The sequence below is a fragment of the Bacillus sp. SIMBA_031 genome (genome assembly GCF_046535225.1).
Classification (GTDB): Bacteria; Bacillota; Bacilli; order Bacillales; family Bacillaceae; genus Bacillus; species Bacillus velezensis.
Genome location: NZ_JAWRXC010000317.1, coordinates 1 through 266, shown reverse-complemented (window position 1 = coordinate 266; position 266 = coordinate 1). Strand labels below are relative to the sequence as shown.

General features: G+C 42.1%; 1 protein-coding gene. It reads right to left on the bottom strand.

The genetic code is table 11. The annotated features are described in order from the left end of the window. On the bottom strand, positions 1 to 266 hold a 266-nt coding region (locus SB724_RS20455; RefSeq protein WP_410572724.1), incomplete at both ends, for an ATP-grasp domain-containing protein.

Genomic DNA, 266 nt, shown 5'->3' with positions numbered 1-266 from the left:
AGCGTATGCTACTGACTGCACACTTTCTGGAAGGGTATATTGGTTTAATGCTATATCCAATACGGCCTGCAGATAATCAAAGCCTGTAGAAAGCTGAACGAGATCCGAGCCAATAAAATCACCTCCCATGCGACTTCCTATTTCTATAGGGTAAACTTTTCCTTCGTCAGTAATCATAAGCTCTATGTGAGACGCTCCGTTTTCAACCTTTGTAGCATTCAGGATATGATAGCTGACCTCGCGGATCTTATCTTTGATTTCTTCAG